The following is a 26,475-nucleotide window of genomic DNA, read 5'->3' on the forward strand; positions in this document are numbered from 1 at the left end:
ATACAAATTGTATTATGAGAAATAAAAACTAAAATTTATGAACTCTTTTTCAAAGGATTAAATATCGCTGCAAATGTATCAATAATTTTTTTCGTATTCTCTGGTAAAATAACCTTCAACTCTTTTCTATCATAATAAGAAGACAGCGTTTTGACATAAGCATGCCCTACTGCTTCTGTTAAAGCTATTGCTGTAGTGGCTGATATAGCTCCTCCAACTAAAGTTCCCGCTCCAGGAATAAATTTTAATAAATTAGATACTACAGCTTTACCAACCTGTGCTAATGCAGTTACCCCTAAAATACCTGCAGCAATAGCTGCACTATTTTTTAGATCTTCATCTAATTCAAATTCAGAATTAATTGTATAAATCAATGTTGATTGAATAGCCGCAATAATTGGAGCATCAGATCCTGGTATTGGACTAGCACCAGCAGTACCTGCTGCTGCTGAAGCTATATGAATTTTCGTACTACATGAGTCTAAGATCGCAGCTAGCTTTTTTTCAGCATTCACTGCTTGGGCTTTATCAAATGCATTTTTTGCATTTCTACTACCTTCAGGAAAAGCCATTTCAGTAAGTTCAAATAAAATATCCAATCCTGATACAGGGAATGTGGCTGGCCCCATTTCATAAGATACTGAATTTACCCTTGCGTAACGATTTTTAATTGCAGTGCTACATCCATTCGAATCAAAAATATTCTTTGCTTCTTCGACAAAAACATCACCACTTTGATACTGTGTTTGCGTAAAAACAACAATTACTGGAATATTGTATTCAGAAACAAGTTGAACTAACTCTATTTCTCTTTCTTCAATTCTTTTAGAAGTTTCCTTAATACATAACCATGCTATATGTGGTAGTCCATCTACAGATTTAGTTGAAATGGCCTCTGCTTTTGCATTATCTAAAGCATTTCTTAAATCAGCCAATGTACTTTGGTAATCGGCGGCTTCTATCCCTTTTGTGTCCCAAAGAATTAAACCTTTATCCTCATAAACAAATTTTTCTAAATGTTGTGTTTGAGGAACTCCATCACCTGTTTTTGCAATATCAATTCCAAAAAAACTATTAACGAGAGAACTTTTACCAACACCTGATGCTCCCATCAATAAAATATTGATTTTTTCCTTTCTATCAAAAATATTTTTCTTTGCTTTTTCAGTATCAAACTCACCTGTTTTCGCATCAAAAGACCCGTCTAAATATTCTAAATATTTCATTTATTTTCCCAAACGTTAGCAATTATAAATAAGTATCTTATTTATATAACATTATATTTGTTTTTTAAATACTCTATTCCCATTTCTCTGTTTCTCTAATTATTCAGTCCATATCGTATTTCAGATAAACAAGCCACAAGATTTTCACGTCTTGCTCCTTGTTCGTGTCCACGATATCATAAAGTAAATTGGTGCTTATTTAAGCGATTCTTAAACAACTGTTATAGATCGTGCGTGAGTCGCCAATCTCATTTATTATATTTTAAATCATGTGGTTACTTTTAAAAAACACTGCAATATTTTATACAAAATCAATAATTTATTTTGAGAATTAACAATGGAAAATAAAGCCATCACCTCTAAATCCCTATGGGTCTTTGCCCTCATTCTCAGCTTAGGATTTATTCTTTCTGCCGTAGTCATGGGCTATGCACTAAAACAGTTTAACCAATCAAATAATGCTGTAACAGTAAAAGGTTTGGCTGAGAAACCCATTCAAGCGGATTCTGCACGTTGGGAAATCAGTTTACAAACCAGCCGATACTCAAATAGTGTCACTGAGGCTTATCAACTACTCGATCAAGAAATGAAAAGCATGCAAAACTTTTTTGTGCAGCATGGCTTTAAAGCTTCAGATTTGCAAATGGGCAATAAAAAATCAGATCCTTATTATGAAGAAGTACAAAATACTGAAGGGAAGACAACACGTGAATTTAGAGGTTATGTCGCAAAACAATCTTTTGTCGTGAGCAGCCGTGATATTAAGAAAATAGAAAAAACTGCAAAAGATGCATATTTGATGGATGAAAAAGGTCTTTCGATTGATGAAAAACCAGAATATCTCGTTTCGAACTTAGAAGAAATCAAAATGTCTTTGATCGCCAATGCCACCCAAAATGCGCATAGCCGTGCCAATGAGTTTGCCAAAGTTGGTGGTGTTAAAGTTGGAAGCATGCGTTCGGCAAGTCAGGGTGCATTTTATATCCTGCCTGAAAGCGGTTCGGATGATGACAGTGACTATGGCGGTGCTTATGACAAATCAACGATCAATAAAATTGCTAGAGTCGTGGTCACCATCAATTATGCGATTGACTAAGCGCTGTTACTTTTGACTCTACATATAAGCAGCCAACAAAAAGCCCACCTCAATTTTGAGGTGGGCTTTCTTTGATTTATTCTTTGATCTTTATTTTAGTCAAATAAGCGATCAAAGAACGATTTTTTCTTCGGAGATGATTTATTGTCATCGCCTTCCATAGTCGCTTGGAGTTCTTTTAGAAGTTCACGTTGACGACTGGTTAAATTCACTGGTGTTTCAATCACAATACGGCAGAGCAAATCACCTTGCATGCTGCTACGTACTGGTTTTACCCCTTTTCCGCGTAAACGGAATAATTTACCTGTTTGAGTTCCTTCTGGAACTTTCAAACTCACTCGACCATCTAAAGTCGGGATTTCCAATTCTTTACCCAATGCTGCATCAGCAATGCTTACAGGGACATCCATATAGAGGTCTGCACCATCACGTTGGAAGATTTCGTGTTCACGAACCACCACTTCAACGTACAAGTCGCCAGACTGACCACCACGGATCGCTTCACCTTTACCAGTTAAACGAACGCGATCGCCATTGTCCACACCAGCAGGAATCGTCACTTCTAAAGTTTGCTGACGATCAGCTACACCAGAGCCATGACAGGTATGACATGGATTCTTGATGATTTTGCCTTGTCCACGACAAGTGCTACAGGTTTGCTGAACTGAGAAGAAACCTTGTTGCATACGTACTTGACCAGCACCATTACACGTTTTACAGGTTTCAACATCATTTGGATTTTTTGAGCCCTTACCATCACATGTTTCACATGGGGCAGGTGCTGTAAATGTAATGGTTTTCTTGATGCCTTTAACAGCTTCTTCAAGTGTCAATTCCATTACATAGCGTAAATCTGAGCCACGGCGTTGACGTTGTTGACCACCACGACCGCCGCCACCAAAAGCACCACCGAAAATATCACCGAACTGGCTAAAAATGTCTTCAGCGCTAAAGCCGCCGAAACCACCGCCTGCTCCACCACCAAAACCACCTTCAAACGCATTGTGTCCCATACGGTCATACATGCTACGTTTTTCGGCATCAGAAAGTACTTCATAAGCTTCGGCAGCTTCTTTGAACTTATCCTCAGCTTCGGCATTATCTGGGTTACGGTCTGGATGATATTTCATCGCCAATTTACGGTAGGCTTTTTTGATTTCATCATCGTTTGCAGTTTTAGATACACCTAAAACTTCATAATAATCTCGTTTAGCCATAACTGGCGCTACTCCACACGGAATTCGATAAAACTTCTTAGTACGGGAGTAAATTGGGGATGTTCCCTCGTTTTACAAGGGAAGAAATGAAAAAAATATGAAATAATTAAAATACAGCTTTCTTTTTCATATATTTAGAGAAGCCTTGTAACCATGTATTGAGTAAAAATAACCAAGCAACACATGAAAATATAACGCCAGCAACCGTACATGCTTTGACCCAAAGTGCGCTATCCCAATAAAAGAAAATTAAAGGAATGAACCACAATGCAGCAAAGGCAGCCAAAATCAGGAAAATAATTACGTTACGCATCACCCATAATGCTTGGGCGTGTATCCACACTTCCGCATTATCTACATGAGCAACTTTACGTGCGAACCAGTACGCTATAATTGCACTTATGACTGTAAATAATGCAAGAAACATAAAAACATAAGAGCATGTCATATAGCGACGATGCTTTTCAATATTGTCTTGCCCCATGGGTGCTGTAACCTCAATTTGTTGCACATTCACTTAATTATTTATGCAACAAAATTTGCTGTGTTATTTTCTGTAAAACATTAGGTGCTACTATATTGAATTTTTCAATATTTCGCACCTAGTATTCACAAAAAATTATCGATAATTTGATGTTTTTTGTACTTTAAACCATGTTGCATAGAGCGCAGGAAGAAAAAATAACGTTAACATCGTCGCAAAAATTAGGCCTCCCATGATCGCAACAGCCATTGGACCAAAAAATATACTGCGTGAAAGTGGGATCATTGCCAGAACTGCAGCAAGTGCAGTCAGTATAATCGGTCTAAATCTTCGCACTGTAGCATCTAAAATTGCAGTCCACGGATCATGTCCTGCTTGGATGTCTTGTTCGATTTGATCAATCAAAATAAGTGAGTTACGCATGATCATGCCCGAAAGTGCAATTGTGCCGAGCATCGCCACAAAGCCAAAGGGTTTATTGAAAATAAGCAAAAAGAATACAACACCAATCAATCCAAGTGGCGCAGTCAAAAAGACGATAAATGTCCGTGACATACTTTTGAGCTGAATCATCAGTAAGGTCAGTACCACTGCTAAGAACAATGGCATGCCAGCATTGACAGACGTCTGCCCTTTGGCTGATTCCTCAACCGCACCGCCCACTTCGATCAAATAGCCATTCGGCAATTCAGCACGAAGTTGTTCTATCGTATCTGACATTTCATTGACCACTGTCGCAGGTTGCAATGATGTTTTGATATCTGCACGAACCGTAATCGTTGGTAAGCGATTGCGATCCCAGATCACTCCATCTTCAAACTTATATTGAATCTTGGCAATTTGAGCCAGTGGCACGCTTGTACCATGACTGGTCGGCACAGCCAAACTCGCCAAAGATTCAACATTGAGTCGCTCGGCTTTTTCACCACGCAATCGTATATCAATCAATTCACGTTTTTCTCGATATTGATCTATTGCAACACCGCTGATTGAACTATTTAAAAAGTTTGATAAATCTGTACTGGTCACGCCCATTTGTCGGGCACGATCTTGATCGATTTGCAATGAAATAATTTTACTCGGCTCTCCCCAATCCAAATGAACATTGGTGGTGTTTGGATTTTCACTCAAAGATTTTTCAAGACGCATCGCCCATTGGCGCACTGTATTTAAATCTTCGCCAGATACTCGGTACTGCAATGGATAACCTACAGGTGGACCATTTTCTAGCAAAGCCACTCGAGTTCGAACATTTGGCAATAATTTACGGATTTCTTGATCCAGAGATTTTCGGATCTCATCACGATCATCTAGTGAAGAAGCCAATACCACAAACTGTGCAAAACTGGCTTGTGGCAATTGTTGATCAAGTGGTAAATAAAAACGTGGTGAACCTGTACCAACATAGGCAACGTAGTTATCAATGCCTTTTTGTTTTGCCAAAAACTGTTCTACTTTTTTTACCGCTTGCTCAGTTGCGGTCAATGACGCTCCTTCTTCAAGCTTGAGATCAACCAAGATTTCCGCACGATTTGAAGGTGGGAAAAATTGTTGTGGAACAAATTTGAACATTGCCACAGAAATCAGAAAAATGACGACTGTAAAAGCAATCACCGATTTTCGATAGGTCACACAAAAATTTACTACTCGACGAAAGCTTTGGTAAAACTTAGTCTGATAAGGATCAAAATGTTCACCTTCGTGATGTACCACAGCTTCAGGTTCAGGCTGTTTTCTTAGTTTTGCCCAAAGACGGGCATACCACGGCGCGCGCGCCACCATTTTCGTAAAATCTGGCAATAATTTATCGCCCAGATAGGGCACAAAAAGTACTGCAGCAAACCACGATACAACCAATGCCAATGTGACGACTTCAAAAATTGAACGGGTATATTCACCTGTACTCGATGCTGCTGTCGCAATCGGTAAAAAGCCTGCTGCAGTAATCAATGTTCCCGTGAGCATGGGAAATGCCGTCGTTTTCCAAGCAAAGCCCGCTGCTTCTAGCCTGCTATAGCCCTGCTCCATTTTGATTGCCATCATTTCTATGGCAATAATGGCATCATCGACCAATAGCCCAAGTGCCAGAATCAGCGCACCTAAGGAAATTTTGTGCAGTCCAACATCGAACAGATTCATCCCTGCAAAAGTCATGGCTAAAACCAATGGGATCGAAAATGCGACCACCAAACCCGTTCTAAAACCGAGCGAGAAAAAGCTCACCAAAAGCACAATAATTACCGCTTCTGCCAGTACTTTGACGAATTCATGAATACTGCGTTGCACCGCCACAGGTTGATCAGAAACTTTTTCTAGCTTCATTCCAAGCGGAAGGCTTTTTTGTAATTGGGTAAATGTCGTCTCTAGATTTTTACCGAGTGCAATAATATCGCCACCTTTACGCATCGCGACTGCGATACCAATACCATTTTCGCCCTTAAAGCGCATACGAGGCTGTGCAGGTTCACTAAAGCCACGATAGATCTCTGCAACATCACCGAGTTGTATGGTTTTATTTCCAACCAATAACGGCATTTTTTTAAGATCATCAATGTTATTTAACTCGCCACTGACTCGCACTTGTATACGATCAGTATGCGTTTCAAAAAAGCCTGCACTATTGACGGCATTTTGATTTTTCAAAGCTTGTTGAATATCGGTGATTGGAATGCCTAGCTGGGCTGCTTTGGTATTGGATAACTCTATCCAAATCTTTTGATCTTGTAGTCCAATCAATTCAACTTTGGCGACATCAGGTACACGTTGCAGTTGTAACTGCAAACGGTCAGCATATTCTTTCATGACGCCATAATCGAAATCCTGCCCCGTGAGCACATAGATATTGCCAAAGGTATCGCCAAATTCATCATTAAAAAATGGCCCCTGTACTCCAGCAGGCAAGGTTTGCTGAATATCGGCAACCTTTTTCCTGACCTGATACCACGCATCAGGGATCTGACTGGATTTGAGCGAATCTCTGGCAACAAACATCACCATAGACTCACCCGGACGAGAATAGGCCATAATTCGGTCATACAAACCCGTCGTCATCAATTGCTTTTCGATTTTATCGGTGACCTGCAACGAGACTTCTTCTGCGGTTGCCCCTGGCCAATAGGTCTGTACCACCATCACTTTAAACGTAAACGGCGGATCTTCACTTTGGGAAAGTTTTGAATAAGAATAGATCCCGACGATGCCGAGCAAAATCATAAAATAAAGGATTAAACCCTTATTTCTGAGTGCCCATTCAGATAAGTTAAAACTCTTCCATTGATTCATGATGTTGCTCCTGTTTGAACAACAGGGTTGGAATGAGCTGTATTTACGACATTTTTAGGGATGCTCACCGCTCGATTTTCTCGATCTACAGGCTGAATTTTTTGTTTTTCCCGAAGTAAATGTACACCACCAACGACCACCCAATCAGATGCATTTAGACCACTTAAAATCGTCGCTTGATCACGTCCATAGCTTGCGACATTGACCTGTACTTTGCGGATCGTATGATCTGGATTGACCACCCAAACAAAAGCTTGTTGATGATTTGCCGATAAACTTGCTAAAGGCACGCTCAAGGTATTGTTGATATTTTGATTGAAAAATACCCGGGCACTTTGTCCCAATTGGATCAAAGACTGCCCTTCTTTTAAAGCAACTTTGACGCTAAAAGTACGTGATTGATCAGCTGATGGAGAGATTTCACGGACAAAAGCGGCAAATTTATCCTGCGGTTTGGACCACAAGGTTACCCATGCATTTTGCCCAACTTTGATCTCCGAAATCGCCTGCTCAGGTACACCAATCACCACTTCACGATCACCATCAATCGCCAGTTTATAAGCCGCCTGTCCTGCCGAAATCACCTGCCCGATCTCAATGTCTCGCTCAGTAATCACGCCATTTTTATTGGCAATCAGTTGGTTATACGTCGTTTGATTGGCACTCACACGATAATTGGCTTGCGCTTGTTTTAAACTCGCCTGTGCAGCTTCATATTGATTTTTAACAGAATCATATTGTGATCGGCTAACGGCATTGATCGGTAATAATTGCTGAAAACGTTTTAACTCATCCCCTGCTAGCTTTGCAGCAGATTGCGCACTTTCCAGTTGAGCCTGAGCCGAGTTGCGCTGTAACTCAGCATCTTTAACATCGAGTTTGGCGAGCACCTGCCCAACTTTGACCCGATCTCCAACATCGACAAAACGTTCGGTAATCTGCCCTGCCACACGAAATGCCAAAGCGGTTTGTTGTCTTGCTTGCACATCACCAGCATAACTTTTTTGCTCATTATGTGAGGATGTAGGCTCAGTCACCATCACAAAAGGAATGTCCTCGACTTCAGCTTTTTTTTGACTACATCCGATGAGGCTTAAGCTGCAGATGACCATCATAATCAGGGGCAAATTTACGTTTATCATGCAAATACTCTTATTCGTAAGTGTTTTTTCAGGCACAATGATGGAACTGAATCGTGATCAAATTTTAATTAATATACCGCAGGGTACATTAATTAAGAAAGATAACAGAAGTAAATGGCTTTAAAAACATTTTTGGAAAATTTTTGGATAGTTTTGTGCAAAATACAGCAGGTCGTCCGAAGGACTTAGAAAAACGCAAAGATATTTTAGAAGCTGCCAAAAGCTTATTTTTAAAATATGGCTATCATGGTTCGAGCATGAATCAGATTGCCAAAGAAGCAGGCGTCACCAAACTTACCGTATATAACCATTTTCAAGACAAAGAAAATTTATTTAGTTGTGCGATCGAAGATACCTGTGAAAATACCATTTCTGCCGATGGCTTGCAGTTGTCTGCTGACAGTGATTTTGAACAAGAATTATATCGCGCCTCAGAATTGGCGCTCAATGTCATCAACCTCCCTGAAGCGATCAAACTCGAATATTTATTATTGGAATTGGCTGCGGAAAATAATCCTTTGGCGATCAAGTTTTACAATGCTTCACACCAAAGAATGTGCCTAATCTGGTCTGATTTTTTTCAAAAAGCAGCGCAGTTTGGTTTTATTCGTGCTGATGATCCTGAAAAGCAGACCCAACTTTTGTTGTCGCTCCTCTTGGGTGCTAGACATCATGAAATCTTGTTGGGCATTGGTCAGATACCCACAAAAAGCGAGCAAAAACAGATTATCCTTGAAAGTATTGAACTATTTCTTTTGAAATATAGTGTCAAATAACAGTATTGAAATTCTAAATAATACTCACATCCCTATCGGCTATAGTGAGATAAATTGTGTATTTTCAGTACTCTAATTTAAATATTTAAAATTTACTTGAGTGCGAAATCGCACAAAGGCTAAGCAAAGCGTTACATACTATTGTCGTAGTGGTCTTGGCACGAGCATAAATCAGGTTATAGTCAAGAAATCTGTGAATAGCTCTTTACCCAGAGAATACAACAGCTCCCAAATAAAAATGGAGAATGAAAAAATGGTTCAACAAATTGATGCTCCTTTACGAGAGGATGTCCGCTTACTTGGTAATCTTTTAGGTGAAACCTTAAAAGAACATGCAGGACAAGATTTGTTTAATCAGATCGAACAAATTCGTGCTTTGGCAAAAGGCGCGCGTGACGGTCAGGCAGAAGCTGAAAAACAACTCGAACAATTATTTCTCAGCTTAGAAGATGATGAAATTCTTCCATTGACCCGTGCATTTTCACACTTTCTAAACTTCGCCAATATCGCTGAGCAATACCATGTAGTGCGTAGCCGTCGTATGAGCGAATTTGACGAAAATGCTCCATCACCAAATGTTTTAGAACATTTATTTGAAAAATTTAAAAATAAAGAAATCTCAGCAGAAAAACTTTATAAGCAAATCTGTGAACTGAAAATTGAATTGGTACTCACCGCTCACCCAACCGAAGTCAGCCGTCGTACCTTGATCCAAAAATATGATGGCATTAATAACTGCCTATCCCAATTTGATCAACAAAAACTAACACCAAAACAACGCCAAGAAGTTCTTGCTGATTTGAAACAGTTGATTTCTTCTGCTTGGCAAACGGATGAGATTCGCCAGCATCGTCCAACCCCGATTGATGAAGCAAAATGGGGTTTTACCACGATTGAGCAAACCTTGTGGAATGCAGTACCCAAATTTATCCGTGAATTGGATGAACTGGTACAAAGCAACTGCGATAAAACTTTGCCACTAGATATCTCTCCGATTCGCTTTGCATCTTGGATGGGTGGCGACCGTGACGGCAACCCAAATGTGACACACAGCATTACTCAAGAAGTTTTGTGGTTATCACGTTGGAAAGCGGCTGATTTATATTTACGTGACATTGAAGATTTGCGTTGGGAACTTTCAATCGAAGCGTGTTCTGGGGAACTTACTCAAGCTTTAGGTTATAGTCATCCTGAACCGTATCGTGAATATTTACGAGCAACACGCGAGCGTTTAAAAATCACTCGTCAATGGCTTGCAAGCAAATTACAAGGTCAACATTCTGACGTAGACCGTAGTTTAATCATCCGTCATAAAGATGAACTGCTTCAGCCTTTATTGCTCTGCTATCGTTCATTGATGGCATGCAATCTACCTGAAATTGCCAATGGTAAATTGCTCGACTTTATCTATCGTGTAAATAGTTTTGGTATCGAATTACTCAAACTGGATATTCGTCAAGAATCAACTCGTCATCGCCAAGCCATTTCTGCGATTACTGAATATTTAGGTCTTGGCAATTTTGAAACATGGACTGAACAAGCTCGTCAGAACTTCTTATTGCAAGAACTACAAAGCAAACGTCCGTTATTGCCAAAACATCTCAAAGAACCTGCAGGCAGCCTAATTGAAAATCCTGATGTTCAAGAAGTCTTTGCGACCATGCGTACTTTGGCAGAACAGCCAAAAGAGTCTTTGGGTGCGTACATCATTTCTATGGCTGAATATGCCAGTGATGTATTGGCAGTACTGCTTTTACAAAAAGAAGCAGGTATCGAGCATCCTTTACGTGTCGTGCCACTTTTTGAAACGCTGAAAGATTTGGATAGTGCAGCGAGCACCATGGAAACCTTGTTCAATATGCATTGGTACAAACAGCATATCCAAGGCAAACATGAGGTGATGATCGGTTATTCTGACTCAGCCAAAGATGCAGGCTTTATGTCAGCAAACTGGGCGCAATACCGTGCCCAAGAAGAGTTAACTGCGATTGCACAAAAACACGCTGTTCAATTGACACTGTTCCACGGTCGTGGTGGGTCAATCAGCCGTGGCGGTGCACCGACACAACAAGCACTTTTCTCACAGCCACCGGGTTCTATTTCGGGTGCGATCCGTGTCACTGAACAAGGTGAAATGATCCGCTTCAAATTCGGTTTAGAAGAAATTGCCCTGCAAAATCTAGAGATCTATACCGCAGCAACATTAGAAGCGACATTATTACCACCGCCTGTACCCAAACAAGAATGGCGTGATTTGATGCATAAAATGACGGATTTATCTGTCAAAGTGTATCGTGAAACTGTCCGTGAAAATCCGCATTTTGTAAAATACTTGCGTACTGTAACACCTGAACTTGAATTGCAAATGTTGCCACTCGGTTCTCGTCCTGCAAAACGTAAAGTCAGTGGCGGGATCGAATCATTACGTGCTATTCCGTGGGTATTTGCATGGACACAAATCCGTCTCATGCTACCTGCTTGGCTCGGTACAGGTGCTGCGATTAATGCTGTGATTGGCGAAGGTCAAAAAGCATTATTGGATGAAATGTTAACTGAATGGCCATATTTCCAAACTTTGATTGATATGTTGGAAATGGTTCTTTCTAAAGCAGATCAAAATATCGCCCTGTACTACGAATCTCATTTGACCAATGATGAAGATTTAAAAGTCCTCGGTGCTGAGTTACGTGTTCGTTTGCATGATGCCGTACAAACTTTACTGGCTATGAAAGGCGAATCAAAACTCCTAAGCAGCAATGATGTACTTGATCAAGCGATGCGTGTCCGTAAACCTTATCTATTGCCATTGCATTTATTGCAAGCTGAACTGATGAAACGTCGTCGTTCTTATTTAGCAGAAAAACATGCGGAACATACGCCTGTTGACCATGCATTGATGGTGAGTATTGCAGGGATCGCAGCAGGTCTACGCAATACAGGCTAATAAGATTTTGTATGAAAATGGAAGCTTCGCGCTTCCATTTTTTTGGCAAGACAACAATAGACTCGGCAAAATCGACATATTTCTAAAATCATAAAAATACTGATCTTTTCTAAATAAAATCAGACATGCCATTTTATAGCTTAAAAAAATTTCATTTCCCCAGAGATCCAAAAACAATTTCGAATCAAAAAATTCTGTTTAAAATTCTTTACATTTACACAATTTTACATTTTACCAAATGGTATATTTTTGAATTAAATTGAATGAGAGCAACTCCTTAGTTTTACTAAAAAAGTGAAAATTACATCAAACTAAGAGTATCATTGGCGCAATTTAAGAATTATGAGCTCATTTTATGTCCAATTGGTTTCCAAAATGGCGTCCTTATCAAGGCAATATTGATGAACGCCCTGTCGGTACGAATGAGTATTTACCAGCCGCTCAAAGTGCAGTTCTCGGTGTACAACATGCATTTGCAATGTTTGGGGCAACTGTTCTTGCGCCATTTCTCATGGGCTTTGATCCAAATCTTGCCATTTTAATGTCAGGAATTTGTACCATCTTGTTCTTCTGTATCACAGGTGGTCGTGTTCCAAGTTATTTGGGATCAAGCTTTGCTTTTATTGGTGTCGTGATTGCTGCCACTGGCTATGCTGCGTCTGGTACAGGTGCACCAAATATCAACTTGCCACTCGCTGCGGGCGGGATCATGGCATGCGGTATTTTATATGCCATTTTTGGTTTTATCGTGATGGCAACGGGTACACGCTGGATCGAAAAACTGATGCCACCTGTGGTGACAGGTGCAGTGGTGATGATCATTGGTTTAAACCTGGCTCCAGTGACAGTGAAAGGTGTTGCAGGCAATAACTTCAATATGTGGATGTCTTTGGTCACTGTACTTTGCATGGGATCAATCGCTGTTTTTACCAAAGGTTTATTGCAAAGACTGCTGTTATTGGTCGGTTTGTTGTTGGCTTATTTGATTTATTTCATTGTTTCAAATGTACTCGGACACGGTACGCCAATCAACTTTGCCCCGATTCAACAAGCGGATTGGTTTGGTATTCCAAGTTTCCATTCACCAAAATTTGATGTGAATGCGATTTTAATCATTGCACCGATTGCTTTAATTTTAGTGGCTGAAAATCTTGGACATATCAAAGCAGTCAGTGCTATGACAGGTGAAAACCTCGATCCACATATTGGTAAAGCCTTTGTCGCTGACGGGATCGCAACCACAATCTCTGGTGGTGTCGGTGCGCCGGGCATGACAACTTATGGTGAAAATATCGGTGTAATGGCTGTTACACGCGTCTATTCTACGATTGTTTTTGTGATCGCAGGTGTATTTGCAATTTTCCTCGGATTTTCACCAAAATTTGGTGCGGTCATTCATACCATTCCGTCTGCAATTTTGACAGGTGCATCAATCGTGGTCTTTGGTTTAATCACCATTGCAGGTGCTAAAATCTGGATCGAAAACAAAGTCGATTTTTCTAAAAATAAAAACCTAATGGTTGCAGCAGTGACCATCATTTTAGGTACAGGTGATTTTGCCTTACAATTTGGCGACTTCAATTTGGGTGGTATTGGTACTGCAACTTTTGCAGCACTGATTTTAAACTGGTTCTTTAGTTTAAAAGACAAATCTTAAGTTGAGTTTTTTTAAAGGCAGCTGAATAAGCTGCTTTTTTTTTCGCTGAAAATGACAGTGATCGATATTTAAGACCTTTTTCGATGAATAGTTTAAAATAAAATAAACTTTCACGCCTTGCCCACTATGCGCCTAGACTTTTTTGACTTACAGCTTTTTTTAAATATTGTGGACACAGGTAGCCTGACCAAAGGTGCAGATCGTTCAAATATTTCTTTGCAAGCAGCAAGTGAAAGAATCAAAAAAATTGAACAACAATTTGCCAGTCAATTATTTATACGCCATGCAACAGGCGTCAAACTCACGGTTGCAGGTCAGACGTTTACTGAACAAGCACAGCAGCTCATTCAACAAAGTAAACAGCTCGAACAAGCCATGTTGCCTTTTTCTCAGGGCTTAACGACAAAGATGTGTCTATGGTGCAATTCATCTGCACAAAGTGAATACTTACCACAACTTTTACCGCAATATTTAGTGGAAAATCCACATATGGAGATTGATTTAAAAGAGGCTGAAAGTTCCAACATTATCGCTTCCATTGAAAAAGGTAGTGCGCGTTTAGGCATTATTTCTGGATTTTTTAATTCAGATCATTTGCAAACTTTAGAATTTTCGGATGATCCTTTAGTACTGATCTGCCCCAAAAATCATGAACTCACCGCTCAAAAAGAATTAAAACTTGCAGATACGCTCAACTACCCTTTTGTCGGTTTGATGCAATATCATTCTCTGCAACAGTCTATTGAAGCCCAAGCCAAAATTTTAAACATCAATATCCAATATCGACTGCGTTTACCAAACTTTGCCGCAATCGCTCAAGTGGTTGCCACGGGTGTTGGCATTGCCATTATGCCGAAACGTGCTGCACGGCGTTTTAATGAATTGTATGACTTTCAACAAATCGAGTTGATTGGGGATTGGGCAAACCGTAAGTTATTGTTAGCAGCACAAAATTTTTCTGAACTCCCTGTTTCCTATCAACATTTTGTGCAGTATTTATTGTCGCAGAAAAACAAATTGAACATGTCTGAATAAAATAGAATTAAAAAATTGAAACGCTTTTTTGGCAATTTTTAAACATTTGTTAAATTAAATTATTTTTAACAATTTACTCAAATATGACATCTAAACCTTATTAATTACACAAATTTTAAAGTATAAATAAACATTAGCAGAAAAAATAATCAAACCCTTTAGATTTCATCCTGTTATTTTTTCGTCGCTAAAATAAGAAGTATCGTTCTATTTATGATGCTGATCATGTTTTTTTATTTTATTAATCTTATAAACAGAACATACAAACTGTCTAGGAATAGCAAAAATGAACAAGTCAATGTTAGAACAACTTTCACCAGAAAACTGTCAAGTGATCTTTATTGATCATCAACCTCAAATGGCTTTTGGCGTGCAATCAATTGATCGCCAAACTTTAAAAAACAACACTGTAGGCTTGGCAAAAGCAGCTAAAGTTTTCGGTATCCCAACCACCATTACCACTGTAGAAACTGAAAGTTTTTCTGGTCATACTTATCCTGAATTATTGGATGTATTCCCAGATGCCCCACTCCTTGAACGAACTTCAATGAACTCTTGGGACGATCAAAAAGTCCGTGATGCTCTAGCAAAAAATAACCGTAAAAAAATCATTGTTTCAGGCCTCTGGACTGAAGTTTGTAATATCACATTCTCTTTTGGCGCAATGCTTGAAGGCGATTATGAAATCTATATGGTTGCTGATGCTTCAGGTGGTACTTCAAAAGAAGCACATGACTATGCAATGCAACGCATGATTCAAGCAGGTGTTATTCCTGTAACTTGGCAGCAAGTTTTACTTGAATGGCAACGTGATTGGGCAAAACGCGATACTTATGATGCAGTCATGGATATCGTACGTGAACACTCAGGTGCGTATGGTATGGGCGTAGATTATGCATATACCATGGTTCACAAAGCACCAGAACGTACTCAATCTAAACATCCTGTGCTTGAACCAGTACCAGCAAAATAATGACTTATCCGCTTGTGTTTAGAAAATTATTTTTAATCTAAATATGAAATTTGAAGGTATGTCAGTCCATACCTTCAAAAAATTAAAAATAAATTCCAGCTTATGGAGATTGAAATGTCGGACATACAACTGATTTTAAAAAATGGCAAAATAACAACACTCAATCCACAGCAACCAGAAGTTCAAGCAATCGCCATCAGCGATGGGAAGATCGCTAAAGCAGGCAAAATTGATGACATCATGAAGCTCGCGACCAGTCAAACCAAAGTGGTCGATCTTAATGGCCGACGTGTGATACCAGGCTTAAATGACAGCCATTTGCATATCATTCGTGGTGGTTTGAATTACAACATGGAGCTGCGCTGGGAAGGTGTCCCATCCGTCGCAGATGCATTAAGACTCCTCAAAGAACAAGCAGATAATACTCCTGCTCCGCAATGGGTGCGTGTCGTTGGTGGTTGGACTGAATTCCAATTTGCAGAACGACGTATGCCAACCATTGAAGAGATTAATAAAGCTGCACCTGATACCCCTGTTTTTGTCCTGCATTTATATGCCAGTGCCATCCTAAACAAAGCAGCGATTCGTGCTCTTGGCTTCAATAAAGACACCCCTGATGTACCGGGTGGTCGTTTTGAACGTGATGCCAACGGTGAACTCACAGGTTTGGTTTTGGCAACGCCAGCAGCCACCATTCTCTATTCCACACTCGGTAAAGCGCCAAAACTAGAGCTGAAAGATCAAATCAACTCCACTCGCCACTTTATGCGTGAATTAAATCGTTTAGGACTCACCTCAGCAATTGATGCGGGTGGCGGTGGTCAAAACTATCCTGATGATTATGAAGTCATTCAAGAACTGCATAAAAACGATCAAATGACCGTGCGTATCGCCTATAACTTATTTGCCCAAAATGCAGGTACAGAATTAGACGATTATAAAAAATGGACTGAAATGACCTTCCCAGGTGACGGTGATGCACTATTTAAAATGAATGGTGCTGGTGAAAACCTGACATGGTCGGCTGGTGATTTTGAAAATTTCTATGAGCCTCGTCCAGACCTTCCTGAAAAAATGGAAGCTGAACTAGAAAAAATCGTTGAACTTTTGGCTGAAAAAAAATGGCCATTTCGAATCCATGCGACCTACGATGAAAGCATCGGCCGTCTGCTCAATGTATTTGAACGAGTCAATGCCAAACAACCGTTTGCCACACGATTTATTATCGACCATGCCGAAACTGTTTCAGAGCGCAACATTGACCGAATCGGTGCATTAGGCGGTGGTATTGCAATCCAACATCGTATGGCATACCAAGGTGAAATCTTTGTCAAACGCTACGGCGCAGAAGCAGCGAAAGACACGCCACCTGTGAAAAAAATGTTGGAAATGGGCGTACCTGTCGGTGCAGGAACGGATGCAACTCGCGTTGCTTCATATAACCCGTGGGTATGTTTGGGCTGGCTTGCAACAGGTAAAACAGTAGGCGGTCTGCCTTTATATGACGAAAAAGACGTTTTAGATCGTCAAACTGCACTAAAACTTTGGACCAAAGGTTCAGCTTGGTTCTCAGGTGAGCAAGCCGATAAAGGTGCTTTGGTCGAAGGTGAACTTGCAGATTTGGCTGTGCTATCAGATGACTATTTCCAAGTGGAAGGTGAAGATATCCAATGGATCGAATCAGTCCTCACCGTTATGGGCGGAAAAGTGGTCTATGCGGGCGCTGAATTTAAACAAGATGATCCACCAATTCCGCCTGCTTCTCCAGATTGGTCACCAGTGAAAAAATTTGGTGGTTACTGGCGTAAATCTGAAAACCGCAACGCACCATCCAATACTCCACTGCAATCTGCATCCGCAGCCTGCGCATGTTCAAGCAGTTGTGGCATGCATGGACACAGTCATGCTTGGTTGCTCGATGTACCAGTCAATGAAAAAGATAAACGTTCATTTTGGGGTGCATTAGGCTGTTCTTGCTTTGCATTCTAAACACTCTCCATTTACTCAAGATTCCATCATTGCCATTTAAACAATGGTGGAATCATTCAAGGTCCAGATTATGAAAATGTATTTAATCTCACTCGCAGTCGGTGTCTTAGTTGGTGTGATCTATTATGTGCTCAATGTAAAATCACCCGCTCCACCATTGGTTGCATTGGCAGGGTTATTGGGCATCGTTGTAGGCGAACAGCTCATTCCGTTCTTTAAAAACTTCATGCAATAAAGCGTTTAAATCATGGCTTAGAACACAATAAAAATGATCTAGCCCAATGATTTAGAAAAATCCACTGACAACAATAACTGCAAAACAAATTTGAAACAATATTGAAATAACGTCGAAATAATCGAGAAAAATCAGCAGGAAAGACTATGCAAAATCATGTTTCTATCCAAGAAGAATCTTCAGCAGAAGCGCCAAAAGGTTTTTGGAATGATTGCCGTGATTCAATTTTTTTAACCATTGTTGGTGGTGCGATTGATACCATTGGTTATATTGCATTATTTGGTTTTTTCACTGCACACGTGACAGGCAACTTAGTTTTAGCAGGTGCAGCATGGGTCAAAGGTGGCGCTGGCATATGGATCAAACTGGCAGCGATTCCGTTATTTATCTTGACGGTTGTGATCACCAAATTTTTTATCGATCTCCATCCACATAAACACCGTATATTGGGTTATTTATTTTTGGGTGAGGCGATTTTTTTAACGGCATTTATGTTCGCAGGCATATTTTTTGAGCCATTTAACGACCCTAGTGCAATGTCCGTTGCGATTACTGGTGGGCTAGGTCTGATTGCTTTGGCAATCCGCAATACTTCAAGTAAAACACTGATCAAACATATTAGCCCAAGCACCATGATGACAGGCAATACCCCCCAACTGGCGATCGATCTATCCAACTTTATCCGTAACCGCTCTGAAGAGCATCAACGTGCCTTATTTAAAAGTTTTAGTATCGTAATGGGCTTTGTTATTGGGGCATTTTTAGGTGCATATCTATATGTAAAATTGGATTTTTGGAGCGTTGGATTTTTTATTTTGCCCATTTTATATCTCTCAATTTTAGCATTTGCACAAAAAATGAAAATTTCAAAATAATCAGTCTTTTATAAATCTTAGATTGTCATACGAAGTTCAGCAAAAATTCTGTTAAATTGCTGACTGAATTAAGACATAAAACAATCCCTCTCCTCATCAAAGGAGAGGTTTTTTTCAAGTATCAAAGCTGATGCAACACAGCATAAGCACCAAAAATAACTAAGCCACAGAAAAATACTTTACGAAATTTTTGTTCAGGAATGCGATAACGAATTTTTGTACCTGCCCACATACCGATCAACGAAGGAATCAATGCAATAAACGATAATTTCCAATCAAGCGGAATATTTTCCACAGGATTTTGATGTAAAAACACAGCCAAACAAATCGTAGAAACCGTAAATGCCAAGCCTAACGACTGGACGAGATCATCTCGTTTTTGCCCTAAGCCTTGCAAATAAGGCACAACTGGAATCACCACAACCCCTGTTGCAACGGTCAACGCACCGCCGAGGTAACCCACGACAGGTCCTAACCATTTTTCATGCGGTGCCAAATTTGGCATGCTTTTGGCAAATAAACCATACAGTCCGTACAACGCCAACATCGCACCTAAAAGTGCTTCACTGTGAAATTGGCTATGACCCAAAGTCGGAAAAACACTCCAGATCGAACCGACAATGATCCCTGCTAGCATCGGCCAAAAACGGCGGATCAAACGCAGTACATTACCTTCTGCAAATAACTGCCAAAAATTGGTGACCATCGATGGGATAATCAACAATGTTGCTGCCTGAAAAGGACTGATTACCAAGGTCAATAAGCCCATAGATACAGCAGGTAATCCAAGTCCGATGGTGCCTTTAATCATGCCTGCTATGGCAAACACCACAATAACGATCCACACCATAACTTGATACCCAAAACTAAATTAGTCTCATGCTATAAAAATTTATAAAATTAAAAAATCAGTGTTTTTTGAAGTAAGCCTCAACTTTTCATTGAGGGTCTAATCAAAAAAGAATATTGTTTTAATTCATTAGGATAGTAGGACAAAAAACGATCAATAATTTCATTATATTTCAACCAATTGAATCACAAATATTGGTGATATAAGCCTGCTTTTTTTGATGCTAAATTCGCTCTTTTTAATGGAACTAAAAAATGTTCAAATCCATTTTGACAATGTCTAGCATCTTCTATGCACTAAGCGCAGCAACCCTCTCCTTTGCCACACCAGTCATCGTCAAAGATGATCAAATTTCCGATCTAATAAAAAAAGTTGAATACCGCAGTCAGCAAGACGAAAAACAAATCACCAAAATAGAAAATCAAATGTTGGATCGTGCGAGTTGGAATATCAAATGTAAATATAAAGTGTTTGACGATACCAAAGTGTGTCTTATGCAAAAAGGCGACCTCAGCGTTCTACATCTAAATAACCAATTCATCGTCAATATCGGAGAAAAAGTCCTTAAAAACTCAATGGTTTCAGTGAAAATTGATAACCATAAAATTTTCCAAGATCGTGAGGGTTTATTTCGCAATGCAAATACCATGATTGAGCAATTTAAACGTGGAAATTTTGTTTTTGCGCGCTATGTGACGAGCTCAAAAAATCAAGAAATTGAACGGAAAATTTCACTTGCTGGGTTTACCGAAGCATTTAATGATATGGAAAGTCAATTTTTGAGCTTAAATAATGAAAACAAAATGAAAAACCTTTAAACCAATCCCTTCTCCCGATGATTGAGGCTGATACGGTATTACTGCTTAAAATAAAGATGAAATATCAATTTCTAGTCGATTGAAGAAGATCTATACATCAGTGATTTTCTGATTTCATCATAAAATCTGAAATCATCTTAACCAAGACCTTGAGCAAGAACAAAGCACTGCTTTGTTCAAAGCCCATGAAGACCCGTCAAGAAAATGAATAAATGTTATATTTAAACTATTATTTTTAAAAAATTTAAATACAATAACCAATACTTTACTTACAACAATATGAGACAAATCAAGTGAATAATATTTCAAAACATCTGAGCCTATCCATCCTCATACTCAGCTTATTTGCCTGTTCTAAAGAAAATGCTCCACAAAACACAAATGAAGCAAAATCACAAAAGCAATCTGCACAACCCGTAGAACAGCCTGCTATAGCGCCTGAAGATGATCCTAAATTGACTGGAACACCCGTGCTTGGTTTTAAATTGCGTGATTCAACTTATGACTCTGTCAAAAAACGCCTGCAAAATTATCAAGTAAGTGATGACAAATCTTACGCAGGTGGTCCAATTTTAGAAAATGATGGCTCAGGTTTTGATATTGATGGTCTACAAGCCACTCAGTTTGGTTTTGATCAAAATAATAAATTGGTTTATGTCTGGATGTCCGTCAAAGAAGCCGATCACATGGGCAAGGCGACTTATAAAAAACTCGTGTCTTATATTAAACAACGTGATTATAAAGTCGTGCGTTCTGTTGAGCCTTTTGTAGGCAACCGATCAACCGAATTTAGCACGCCAAATCATGAGATTATTAATGTGAATTCACCACATATGGACTTCAATATCTATGTCGAATATCTCACTCAAGAATTTGCTCAAGAACGTAATAAGATTCAACAACAAAGCAAAGAAGAGAAAGTAAATAAAGAATCGAACAATTTCTAATTTTAAGATCGTTTATTTTCAAAAAAGGATGCAGAAAATAATCTTGCATCCCTTTTTTTTAGATGTATCAATCAAATGGATAACATTTTATTAACCATTGGTTTTGGGTAAAAATGCAGTGAGTAAGCCTAAAAGTGGGATAAACGAACACAATTTAAAGACCCATTCTATGCCATGATGATCTGCAAGTACGCCCAAGGCTGCCGCAGCAATCCCGCTAATTCCAAACATCAAACCGAACATCATGCCTGCAACCATACCCACGCGACCAGGAACAGCTTCTTGTGCATAGACCACCATCGCAGCAAAAGCTGAAGATAAAATCATACCTGCCAACATCGCAAAGACGACAGTCCAAAATAAGTTTGCATAAGGCATCATGAGGGCAAAAGGCAGCATGCCGAGAAATGAAAGCCAAATCACGGCTTTACGCCCGATGCGATCTCCGATCGGTCCACCTGCAAATGTTCCGATAGCCACAGCAGCCAAAAATGCGAATAGATATAATTGTGCATGTTGCAAAGAAACATGAAATTTATCAATTAGATAAAATGTATAATAATTACTCAAACTGGCGATATAAGTAAATTTTGCCAAAATCAACAGTGCCATGATGCCTAAAGCACGCCATAAGGTTTTGCCATGCAATTTATATACTGTAGATGCAGAAGCAGCATTCACCATTTTTTGTGCATGGTGAATGGTCCATTGGCTGACTTTAAACAAGATACATACGGCAGCAAAAGCAAATAACATAAACCATGCCGCAGCGATTTGACCATTGGGTACAATAATCGCCGCTGCCAATAATGGTCCAATTGCAGAACCAGAATTGCCGCCAACTTGAAATGCTGATTGTGCCGTACCAAAACGCCCGCCCGATGCCACACGAGCAACCCTTGATGCTTCAGGATGAAAGGTCGATGAGCCTATCCCAATCAATGCTGCTGCAATCAATAACACAAAAAAGCTTGGGGCAATCGCCAATAGACCAATACCCAACAAAGTCACCACCATACCTAGAGGCAATAAATAAGGCATCGGATGTTTATCGGTATAGAGCCCAATCCAAGGTTGCAGCAAAGATGCTGTGATTTGATAGACCAGTGAGATCAGCCCCACTTGAGCAAAACTTAAAGCAAAATTGTCCTTGAGCAATGGATAAATTGCTGGAAGTGAAGCTTGAATTAAATCATTCAACAAATGTGCAACTGCCACTGCACAGATCATTGAAACCACCATGCTTTGGGCTTTATTCGGACTATTTTCAAACTTTTCTTGTGTTTCTGCGGATGATTGCATCTGCTTAGCCTTTTCTTTCCTTCTGAACATGCTATTTTAAATTGTCATCTATACATCTATGTTCCAATATTCATCGCCTAAGTGACAAATTCAACATTTAAAATGAAGTCATAAAAATGGTCAAAGATTTCCAAGAATCAGACAAACTTATCATCGCAATGGGTTCAAAACATGCCTACCGTAGCATCATTGAGCCACATCAACATAGTCGTGCACAGCTTTTGTATGCATCAGAAGGTGCAATACGTGTTTATACCAAAGACAACGTCTGGATTGTTCCACCCTTATGCGCTTTGTGGATTCCTGCTTTTGTAGAGCATAGTGTGGTGTCATTGAGCGATGTGCGTTTAAGTACTGCATTGGTTGAGGAGCAAGCATCTTTAACACTGGGGACTCAATGCTTTTTGGTTCGAATTTCCAATTTATTACGTGAATTGGTGCTACGCCTCAACCAACAAGAACAGTGGCAAAAACCGCATGATCATTATCAAGAAGAAATTGAAAAATCTTTACAGCTTTTAATTTTTAATGAAATCAAACAGGCTGCCAGCTTCCCTATCGTGATTCCTTGGCCTAAAGATCCACGTGTGGTGGCTATTTGTGAGAAACTTTTAGAATATCCAGACCATCGAAAAGATTTAAATACTTGGGCAGATCAAATCGGTACGAGCTCTCGTACCTTGATTCGACTTTTTCAAAAAGAAACAGGTCTGGCTTATCGTGCATGGATTCAACAAATGCATATTGCTTTGGCACTGGGCAAATTATCTCGTGGGGAATCCATTGCCAAAATTTCGCAAGCACTCGGTTATCAAAGTCCCAGTGCTTTTAGTGCCATGTTTAAAAAACATTTGGGAGAAGCACCGCAAAAGTTTCGGAAGGAATAATATTATTTTGCTTAAATGTTGAAAAATTCAGTAGGCTTAGATCCAGCAGTTTATTGGAAATACTGTTGTGCCCAATTAAAAAACTCATCTTGAGAATGTTCATCATCCATCCCTGTTGGATGAGGTACTATCTGTAAAGCATGATCAGGGATGTCAACTTGAAATGTTGTTTTTACCCATTGCTGAAATGCGACATTTGCTTCAACTGTAAAATCATCATTCAGTTCATTGGGTGCGTAAGCGAAATTTTCATCCCAACAAATTTCATCATAGCCAATCGCCAATAATCTTAAAAAATCGATGGCATTATCCGCAAGTACACAAAATAATAATGAACCTGAACCCGATCCTAAATGGACAATTTTCAATTCATTTTGATCAGAAAGCCAAAAAGCACATTTGGAACCATCTGCACCACTTCTAGCAAATACACACATTCGTTGTTGTAACTCAGCAGGATCAGCCTTACTCAGCCAAGCTTCTAAATTTCTTGATCCTTCGGCTTTAAACTGAATCAGTGTGCCACCTTTTCGCCCTGATTCACTCCAACTTTCATGTAAATCTTTTTCAGGAAATAAAAAACCAATTCGATTGTCATCTGTATCAACATAGAGTTGATGCTGTTCTATCCATTGATAAAGAAGCTTTATTTCTTCAGGCAATAGCATACTTTTAGGAAGTAGCTTTTCAAGCTCTGCAATCAGACGATTTTTCATTATTTTCCTAAATAATAAAATATATCAAGGTCTTATTTCTTTTAATTCTCTTTGTATAAAGTGCTGAATCATTTGTCGATAAATCTGTTCAATCATGTCAGGATCACAACCGAGTTCAGTGGCTTTGGCACGAACTTTCTCAATCACGTGCGTCACGCGTTCTGGTGACTGCACTTCATGTTCACTGCGTTTAAAACGAACGGCTTGATCTACATAAAACTGGCGTATAGCAATCAATTCAATGAGGGCTTGATCAAGCGCATCAATCTGCTCACGCGCTTGATCTAGTGATTCACATTTATTCTTTTGAAATTTCGAGTTCATTTAGTTCTGCATCATTTTCACTTTTATAAAGTTGTTCTAACACATTACTAAAGATACTTTCAATCATCCAAACACGATATAAGCTATTAAATACATAGCTTTGACCATTGATTCTAAGTTCTAAGACTGGAAAATCTGGCTGATGCTTTTGATCACACAATGCATCATTTTCCTCTAACAGCCCTGCAACATTAACTTCTTGCAGTTGCTCAATCCCGAGCTGTTGTTGCATCGCTTGGAAATGTGCTTTAAAGCTTAAATCTTTGCCCTCAGTCCAAGCGGCTTTTAAGATCTCATACATGGCATTGACGCGATCTTCTTCGGCTACGCTATAAAAAAGCTTTGCCATTTCCAGTGTGCTTTGCTCAGTTGGGCGACAAAATGGTGTAAATGCAACTTCAGCACGTTTTGATAATCGGGTTGCCAAACTCCAATCAAAGAAATCTCGCCCTTGATAACTCAGCGGAAAAACGCGCATTTGAATATTGTAATAGTTCGCAAGTTCTTCTTTGATATAAGCCAATAATAACCAGCTAATCGGATCTTCTAGCGCAATATAGAGATCAAGCTCAGGATGTAAGGCTTGGATCTCCGCAAGCTCCTCAGCATCACTCATCAAATGTTCGCGCCATTCGATATGATTGATCAAAAAGATCGGGTTGCCTGTCAAAAGTTTTTGCTGTTTTAGACGGCGTGTCAAACGTAGTAAATCATCTACAGCATGGTATTTACGACCACCAAACTCAAAATAACTCGCAAGTACAGGCGTATGATCAAAAACGCGTTCTGGCATTTGCTGTGGCTGTTGATGTTGGCTTGCCATCACAAATAGTGTGCGCAATTTTCCATATTGTTGCTGCCACAACATATGAAAAACATCTTCGAGTAAATAGAGGAAATTTTGTCCAGTAAGAGGTGTATTTTTTAAAATAAGTTCTGCTTGTTTTAATGCTTCTGCACTTGGTTGTTCTGGTTTTTCTTCGTCATAACTAAATCGGTGCTGCGTCGCCAAGATCTTGGCATCATTGAGGCAATAGCTATGCCATTCTGCCTTAGTCATACCATTGGGGGGTTCTGCTGCAGTATCAGAAATCACCACTTTTAAAGGTTTGATTTCATCACTTAAAATTTCATCTAACTGGGTCAACTGCTGTACAGCAAGATAGCTATAAACATCGTCTAAACGTAGATAAACACTTAACCCTTGTTCCGTGGGTAACACCTCTTGGCGAGTTGGTTTTTGATAAAACCATCTCGATCGGATTGGATCGAACCAACGGCGTAACAGTGACATGAGCCAGCCTCGAAATTTAAACTCTAAAAAATAGAAAAAGGATTTTAGCACCGATGTGATGCCGATGCTTAAAAAATGACTATAAGCATCCTGCAAAAGTTATAGCAATTCAAGGGAAAATGTTCAATATCTTCAATTCCGATAATCTGTGTCACTTTAAGTCAATTTTAACGATGCAAGACAGGAGAACTGTGAAGACATAGGGTTTTGGCATAAAAAAATACTTACACAAAAAAGCACCCATTTTCATGGATGCTTTTGAATAGGGTCTGTTGACATTTCACAACTGAATTGCGTTGTTGGCTAAAATTGAGCAGGCAAGGCACGAAATGAAGAGAATGGCGAGACCATTTTCAAATTTCGTAACGAAGTCTGAGATAATTTTAGTTACAACCCTTCGGGACGA

General features: G+C 39.5%; 22 protein-coding genes. 12 read left to right on the forward strand and 10 right to left on the reverse strand.

The window, feature by feature from the left end:
- Positions 1-35: 35 nt before the first annotated feature.
- Positions 36-1,226 carry a YcjF family protein gene (locus F960_RS19930; RefSeq protein WP_004870256.1) on the reverse strand — a complete coding sequence of 397 codons (1,191 nt, stop codon included), beginning with the start codon at positions 1,224-1,226 and terminating at the stop codon, positions 36-38.
- A gap of 337 nt (positions 1,227-1,563) precedes the next feature.
- Here F960_RS19930 and F960_RS19935 point away from each other — a divergent pair, with 337 nt between their 5' ends.
- Entirely contained in the window at positions 1,564-2,322 is a 759-nt protein-coding gene (locus F960_RS19935; RefSeq protein WP_004870259.1) for an SIMPL domain-containing protein, read from the forward strand.
- Positions 2,323-2,417: 95 nt separating this feature from the next.
- Here F960_RS19935 and dnaJ read toward each other — a convergent pair whose 3' ends face one another.
- The 4 genes from dnaJ to F960_RS19955 form a co-directional block, all read right to left on the reverse strand.
- Positions 2,418-3,539, reverse strand: coding sequence for a molecular chaperone DnaJ (dnaJ, locus tag F960_RS19940; RefSeq protein WP_004870263.1), 1,122 nt, complete (start codon positions 3,537-3,539; stop codon positions 2,418-2,420).
- A gap of 106 nt (positions 3,540-3,645) precedes the next feature.
- Positions 3,646-4,023 carry a hypothetical protein gene (locus F960_RS19945; RefSeq protein WP_004870265.1) on the reverse strand — a complete coding sequence of 126 codons (378 nt, stop codon included), beginning with the start codon at positions 4,021-4,023 and terminating at the stop codon, positions 3,646-3,648.
- A gap of 135 nt (positions 4,024-4,158) precedes the next feature.
- Positions 4,159-7,305 (reverse strand): efflux RND transporter permease subunit, encoded by a 3,147-nt coding sequence (locus F960_RS19950; RefSeq protein ID WP_004870268.1) that lies wholly within the window; start codon positions 7,303-7,305, stop codon positions 4,159-4,161.
- On the reverse strand, positions 7,302-8,444 hold the full coding sequence (locus F960_RS19955) for an efflux RND transporter periplasmic adaptor subunit (RefSeq protein WP_228134735.1): 1,143 nt from the start codon (positions 8,442-8,444) through the stop codon (positions 7,302-7,304). Before F960_RS19955 ends, F960_RS19950 begins: the two co-directional genes overlap by 4 nt.
- Before the next feature lie 158 nt (positions 8,445-8,602).
- Between F960_RS19955 and F960_RS19960 the strand changes: the two genes are divergently transcribed.
- The 8 genes from F960_RS19960 (at position 8,603) to F960_RS19990 (ending at position 18,931) form a co-directional block, all read left to right on the forward strand.
- A complete protein-coding gene (locus F960_RS19960) occupies positions 8,603-9,223 on the forward strand; it encodes a TetR/AcrR family transcriptional regulator (RefSeq protein ID WP_004870272.1) in 621 nt (206 codons plus the stop codon).
- A gap of 253 nt (positions 9,224-9,476) precedes the next feature.
- The gene (gene ppc, locus F960_RS19965) at positions 9,477-12,167 is read left to right on the forward strand and encodes a phosphoenolpyruvate carboxylase (RefSeq protein ID WP_004870274.1); all 2,691 of its coding nucleotides are present in this window, start codon (positions 9,477-9,479) and stop codon (positions 12,165-12,167) included.
- Between the two features lie 355 nt (positions 12,168-12,522).
- Complete coding sequence (locus F960_RS19970; protein WP_004870275.1) at positions 12,523-13,824, forward strand: solute carrier family 23 protein; 1,302 nt, start codon at positions 12,523-12,525, stop codon at positions 13,822-13,824.
- 126 nt (positions 13,825-13,950) lie between these two features.
- Positions 13,951-14,859, forward strand: a complete 909-nt coding sequence (locus F960_RS19975) for a LysR family transcriptional regulator (protein WP_004870277.1) — start codon at positions 13,951-13,953, stop codon at positions 14,857-14,859.
- A 286-nt stretch (positions 14,860-15,145) separates the two neighbouring features.
- Complete coding sequence (locus F960_RS19980) at positions 15,146-15,832, forward strand: hydrolase (protein ID WP_004870279.1); 687 nt, start codon at positions 15,146-15,148, stop codon at positions 15,830-15,832.
- 114 nt (positions 15,833-15,946) lie between these two features.
- Entirely contained in the window at positions 15,947-17,821 is a 1,875-nt protein-coding gene (locus F960_RS19985) for an amidohydrolase (protein ID WP_004870281.1), read from the forward strand.
- Positions 17,822-17,891: 70 nt separating this feature from the next.
- Positions 17,892-18,056, forward strand: a complete 165-nt coding sequence (locus F960_RS21975; protein WP_004870282.1) for a DUF1427 family protein — start codon at positions 17,892-17,894, stop codon at positions 18,054-18,056.
- A gap of 146 nt (positions 18,057-18,202) precedes the next feature.
- Positions 18,203-18,931: a YoaK family protein gene (locus tag F960_RS19990; RefSeq protein ID WP_004870284.1), complete on the forward strand. Its 729-nt coding sequence runs from the start codon at positions 18,203-18,205 to the stop codon at positions 18,929-18,931.
- A gap of 121 nt (positions 18,932-19,052) precedes the next feature.
- Here F960_RS19990 and F960_RS19995 read toward each other — a convergent pair whose 3' ends face one another.
- Positions 19,053-19,781 carry a sulfite exporter TauE/SafE family protein gene (locus tag F960_RS19995; RefSeq protein ID WP_004870286.1) on the reverse strand — a complete coding sequence of 243 codons (729 nt, stop codon included), beginning with the start codon at positions 19,779-19,781 and terminating at the stop codon, positions 19,053-19,055.
- A gap of 254 nt (positions 19,782-20,035) precedes the next feature.
- On the opposite strand from F960_RS19995, the gene F960_RS20000 reads away from it, so the two are divergent.
- Both F960_RS20000 and F960_RS20005 read left to right on the forward strand, forming a co-directional pair.
- Positions 20,036-20,599 carry a hypothetical protein gene (locus F960_RS20000; RefSeq protein WP_004870288.1) on the forward strand — a complete coding sequence of 188 codons (564 nt, stop codon included), beginning with the start codon at positions 20,036-20,038 and terminating at the stop codon, positions 20,597-20,599.
- 293 nt (positions 20,600-20,892) lie between these two features.
- The gene (locus F960_RS20005; protein WP_004870290.1) at positions 20,893-21,546 is read left to right on the forward strand and encodes a hypothetical protein; all 654 of its coding nucleotides are present in this window, start codon (positions 20,893-20,895) and stop codon (positions 21,544-21,546) included.
- A gap of 90 nt (positions 21,547-21,636) precedes the next feature.
- On the opposite strand, the gene F960_RS20010 is transcribed toward F960_RS20005, so the two are convergent.
- Positions 21,637-22,788, reverse strand: a complete 1,152-nt coding sequence (locus tag F960_RS20010) for an MFS transporter (RefSeq protein ID WP_373855092.1) — start codon at positions 22,786-22,788, stop codon at positions 21,637-21,639.
- 176 nt (positions 22,789-22,964) lie between these two features.
- Between F960_RS20010 and F960_RS20015 the strand changes: the two genes are divergently transcribed.
- Entirely contained in the window at positions 22,965-23,735 is a 771-nt protein-coding gene (locus F960_RS20015) for an AraC family transcriptional regulator (RefSeq protein ID WP_004870292.1), read from the forward strand.
- Between the two features lie 50 nt (positions 23,736-23,785).
- Here the strand turns inward: F960_RS20015 and F960_RS20020 are convergent, their stop codons facing one another.
- The 3 genes from F960_RS20020 to F960_RS20030 are packed head-to-tail and all read right to left on the reverse strand — an operon-like array spanning position 23,786 to position 26,069.
- Positions 23,786-24,451: a hypothetical protein gene (locus tag F960_RS20020; protein WP_004870293.1), complete on the reverse strand. Its 666-nt coding sequence runs from the start codon at positions 24,449-24,451 to the stop codon at positions 23,786-23,788.
- Positions 24,452-24,475: 24 nt separating this feature from the next.
- Complete coding sequence (locus F960_RS22465; protein WP_004870294.1) at positions 24,476-24,775, reverse strand: chorismate mutase; 300 nt, start codon at positions 24,773-24,775, stop codon at positions 24,476-24,478.
- On the reverse strand, positions 24,750-26,069 hold the full coding sequence (locus F960_RS20030; RefSeq protein ID WP_004870295.1) for a hypothetical protein: 1,320 nt from the start codon (positions 26,067-26,069) through the stop codon (positions 24,750-24,752). The genes F960_RS22465 and F960_RS20030 overlap by 26 nt, the downstream gene beginning before the upstream one ends.
- Between the last annotated feature and the right edge of the window lie 406 nt (positions 26,070-26,475).

Source organism: Acinetobacter gerneri DSM 14967 = CIP 107464 = MTCC 9824, from assembly GCF_000368565.1.
Classification (GTDB): Bacteria; Pseudomonadota; Gammaproteobacteria; order Pseudomonadales; family Moraxellaceae; genus Acinetobacter; species Acinetobacter gerneri.

Bases quoted from the DNA above. Each gene is read 5' to 3' on its own strand.
- F960_RS19930 (WP_004870256.1), bottom strand. From the start codon at position 1,226: ATGAAATATTTAGAATATTTAGACGGGTCTTTTGATGCGAAAACAGGT.
- F960_RS19935 (WP_004870259.1), top strand. From the start codon at position 1,564: ATGGAAAATAAAGCCATCACCTCTAAATCCCTATGGGTCTTTGCCCTC.
- dnaJ (WP_004870263.1), bottom strand. From the start codon at position 3,539: ATGGCTAAACGAGATTATTATGAAGTTTTAGGTGTATCTAAAACTGCA.
- F960_RS19945 (WP_004870265.1), bottom strand. From the start codon at position 4,023: ATGGGGCAAGACAATATTGAAAAGCATCGTCGCTATATGACATGCTCT.
- F960_RS19950 (WP_004870268.1), bottom strand. From the start codon at position 7,305: ATGAATCAATGGAAGAGTTTTAACTTATCTGAATGGGCACTCAGAAAT.
- ppc (WP_004870274.1), top strand. From the start codon at position 9,477: ATGGTTCAACAAATTGATGCTCCTTTACGAGAGGATGTCCGCTTACTT.
- F960_RS19970 (WP_004870275.1), top strand. From the start codon at position 12,523: ATGTCCAATTGGTTTCCAAAATGGCGTCCTTATCAAGGCAATATTGAT.
- F960_RS19975 (WP_004870277.1), top strand. From the start codon at position 13,951: ATGCGCCTAGACTTTTTTGACTTACAGCTTTTTTTAAATATTGTGGAC.
- F960_RS19980 (WP_004870279.1), top strand. From the start codon at position 15,146: ATGAACAAGTCAATGTTAGAACAACTTTCACCAGAAAACTGTCAAGTG.
- F960_RS19985 (WP_004870281.1), top strand. From the start codon at position 15,947: ATGTCGGACATACAACTGATTTTAAAAAATGGCAAAATAACAACACTC.
- F960_RS21975 (WP_004870282.1), top strand. From the start codon at position 17,892: ATGAAAATGTATTTAATCTCACTCGCAGTCGGTGTCTTAGTTGGTGTG.
- F960_RS19990 (WP_004870284.1), top strand. From the start codon at position 18,203: ATGCAAAATCATGTTTCTATCCAAGAAGAATCTTCAGCAGAAGCGCCA.
- F960_RS19995 (WP_004870286.1), bottom strand. From the start codon at position 19,781: ATGGTGTGGATCGTTATTGTGGTGTTTGCCATAGCAGGCATGATTAAA.
- F960_RS20000 (WP_004870288.1), top strand. From the start codon at position 20,036: ATGTTCAAATCCATTTTGACAATGTCTAGCATCTTCTATGCACTAAGC.
- F960_RS20010 (WP_373855092.1), bottom strand. From the start codon at position 22,788: ATGGTGGTTTCAATGATCTGTGCAGTGGCAGTTGCACATTTGTTGAAT.
- F960_RS20015 (WP_004870292.1), top strand. From the start codon at position 22,965: ATGGTCAAAGATTTCCAAGAATCAGACAAACTTATCATCGCAATGGGT.
- F960_RS20020 (WP_004870293.1), bottom strand. From the start codon at position 24,451: ATGAAAAATCGTCTGATTGCAGAGCTTGAAAAGCTACTTCCTAAAAGT.
- F960_RS22465 (WP_004870294.1), bottom strand. From the start codon at position 24,775: ATGAACTCGAAATTTCAAAAGAATAAATGTGAATCACTAGATCAAGCG.
- F960_RS20030 (WP_004870295.1), bottom strand. From the start codon at position 26,069: ATGTCACTGTTACGCCGTTGGTTCGATCCAATCCGATCGAGATGGTTT.